This window comes from Helicobacter didelphidarum (genome assembly GCF_003364195.1).
Classification (GTDB): domain Bacteria; phylum Campylobacterota; class Campylobacteria; order Campylobacterales; family Helicobacteraceae; genus Helicobacter_A; species Helicobacter_A didelphidarum.
Genome location: NZ_NXLQ01000090.1, coordinates 1 through 2,506 on the forward strand (window position 1 = coordinate 1; position 2,506 = coordinate 2,506).

General features: G+C 32.0%; 1 protein-coding gene and 2 pseudogenes. All 3 read right to left on the minus strand.

What is annotated here, in order from left to right:
- Window positions 1-571 (minus strand): annotated as a pseudogene (locus CQA53_RS10900) (lipase family protein); the annotation flags it as partial.
- A 2-nt stretch (window positions 572-573) separates the two neighbouring features.
- Complete coding sequence (locus CQA53_RS10905; RefSeq protein ID WP_115543965.1) at window positions 574-1,167, minus strand: hypothetical protein; 594 nt, start codon at window positions 1,165-1,167, stop codon at window positions 574-576.
- 41 nt (window positions 1,168-1,208) lie between these two features.
- A pseudogene (locus CQA53_RS12670) lies at window positions 1,209-2,506 on the minus strand (hypothetical protein); the annotation flags it as partial.

The window sequence follows — 2,506 nt, forward strand, 5'->3', positions numbered from 1 at the left end:
GTGATGATGTATCATAGATTCTAGGTTTAATCTTTGTCTCTACAAAGTGTATCAAATCAAAATATTGCTCTGGGATTTGGTTTGTCCCAAGTAAGAAATCTTCATAGAAATCTTTTAGCATTGCTTTTATTTTATCACTACCCATCTCTGTGCCACGAAAGGCTAAGATATAATTGATATATCCATATTCAGCAGTATAGCTTATCTCTTTAGATTCTGTATTCTTTTGTTTGCGTTTTTCTCCAAAGAGAGTAGCAGAGAAGCCTGAATCTGTATTGGGTTGATGAAGTAATAAATCATATCTTTCAAAGAATCTTTTAGCTTGAAGTGGGGAGAAGTCGCCATCGAGTGTGCCTACTTGTATCTCATCATCTTGTTTGTGTGGATTTGGCTTTACTGCGATATAGTCTTGATAAGTGATGTCGAGTATGTCGGTGGGGGTGATAGTGTTCTTTTGTCGCGTCTTACTATTTTTGTGAAACTCCTTACCAATTAAATCAAAATACCCATATGCTACCAACGCTAACTCTGCATTATCACGAAGCTTTTGTATTTGTTCTTTGTTTGTCATTGTTACTCCTCATTTTCTTTAACAATATCTGCGCAACCCAATTCTTCTTCCATCCACTCAAGATTATAACTAGCCATAGATTCTTGCTCTAAATGATAGCGTCTTGTTTGCCAAATACCAGAAAGATACATAAAACTAATATTATAGCGATTTATTCTGCTTTCATTTGAAAATATAATAAATAATATTTCAATCCTATTATTATATTTATTCCATCCAAAACCATCTATTTTATACTCATTTTTACCTTTTTCATACCAACCATTTGTATCTTCAAGCTTCTCAACTCTTCCATTCAACTCCTCCCAATCAAGCGTATCTAAACTCAATCCAAAGTAACTTAAGATTTTATTATACTTCTCTTCATTATTTGGTAATTCATTAAGCTTACACATCTTTTTAAATTCGTGATAGCTAGGCTCTAAATAATATGAATAAGGTGTGTAATAAAAAGTAATTAATCCTATACCTCCAATAAATACTAGAATCTTAGAGACTTTCTTTTGTGATTTAAATGCTTTTCTATAGATAAGCCACCATATAAAATATGAGAGAGTAAAGACAATGGGGAGAAAAAAGATTATTACAAATAGCATTGTAGCTCCTTTGGGGGTTTAGGTTTTATACGATTAGCCATCTACACCACCTCTTTAGATTCTGAAAGATAAGATTCTACAATATGATTGGTAATATTCTTATTGGGAATGTCTTTAGATGTAAAGCTTTTACCTTTATTACTCTTTAGCTTTACTCTGCCATTATGAGGACATTTAAGCTCATTATCTTCTAGGACAGGACAGAGGAATGCACTAGATATTATTTCTTTATTGTCATTAGAATCTTTAGATTTAGATTCTAAGAGTGCTTTTTCTTTCTTCTCTATCTCTTGAGATTCTTTGCTTTTACATTCTAGTTTGATATGAAGGCTAGAGTCTAATATAGAGTAGTTTAGTATGGTAAGAGTGAAGTTATTGAGGAATACTTGGAGTGTGGAAGTGCCTATATTCTTGTCATTGCGAGAAGTGTTAGCTTCGTGGCAATCCATAGCATTAGAATCTGTATTGCTTAAGTCTTCATTACCTTGTAAGTAATATATGGGTTTAGATTCTATCAATACTCCTTCTTTGTCTAATTCCCCAAAGTATAAAGGATGAGATTCTATTTCTTTAGAGCCATTAAGTAGATGAGAATAAAGAAATATTTGGGTATTTGGAGAGTGCAATATATTAGTATCTAAGTGATATTTATTAATTAGAGATTCTATATCTATCTCACTACCATTCTTAGTAAATATATCTATCTTGTTATCGTGGAGGTGGATTAGATTGGATAGAGAGATATTAGTTGTGGATTGCCACGAAGTCGTGCCGACTTCTCGCAATGACGAAGCATTGCTTGATTGATTAGAATCTAGCTTATCTAAGAATATTATCTTTATAGATTTATCATTTGATTCTAGGATAAGATGATTTGAATCTTTGGATTTATCTTTTTTATTAAACCTTGCTTGTCTTTGTTCTCTCTCTACCTCCTTTAATTCTGCTTGATACTCTTCATAACTTAGATTATTTATTCTTTTTTGTTCTTGCTCTATTTCACTTTGTCTCTCTTGTTTTAGTTGCATTATAGATTTATAGAGAGATTTTCTAGCATCTAGGTATTCAGTGGTTAGGGATTCTTTGTCAAGGATAAAGATATTTACGAAGTCATCTTTATATCCTAGATTCTTAGTGGCTATGTTGTTATTCAATGTAGGCTTATTATGTGAATCTAGCACAAGCAGAGGATTACAAGTATAGAGACAATAGAAATATCCTAGCTTTGAACTATCATTTATATCAGCTACACTTAGATTTTCTATATCACTAGATACTATATAAGTATAGTAGGAGTTTGAAGAATAAAGGAGGCTAAGTATATCATAGAGGTTGTAGG

Excerpts from the sequence above, each read along its gene's own strand:
- CQA53_RS10905 (WP_115543965.1), bottom strand. The coding sequence starts at position 1,167 with ATGCTATTTGTAATAATCTTTTTTCTCCCCATTGTCTTTACTCTCTCA.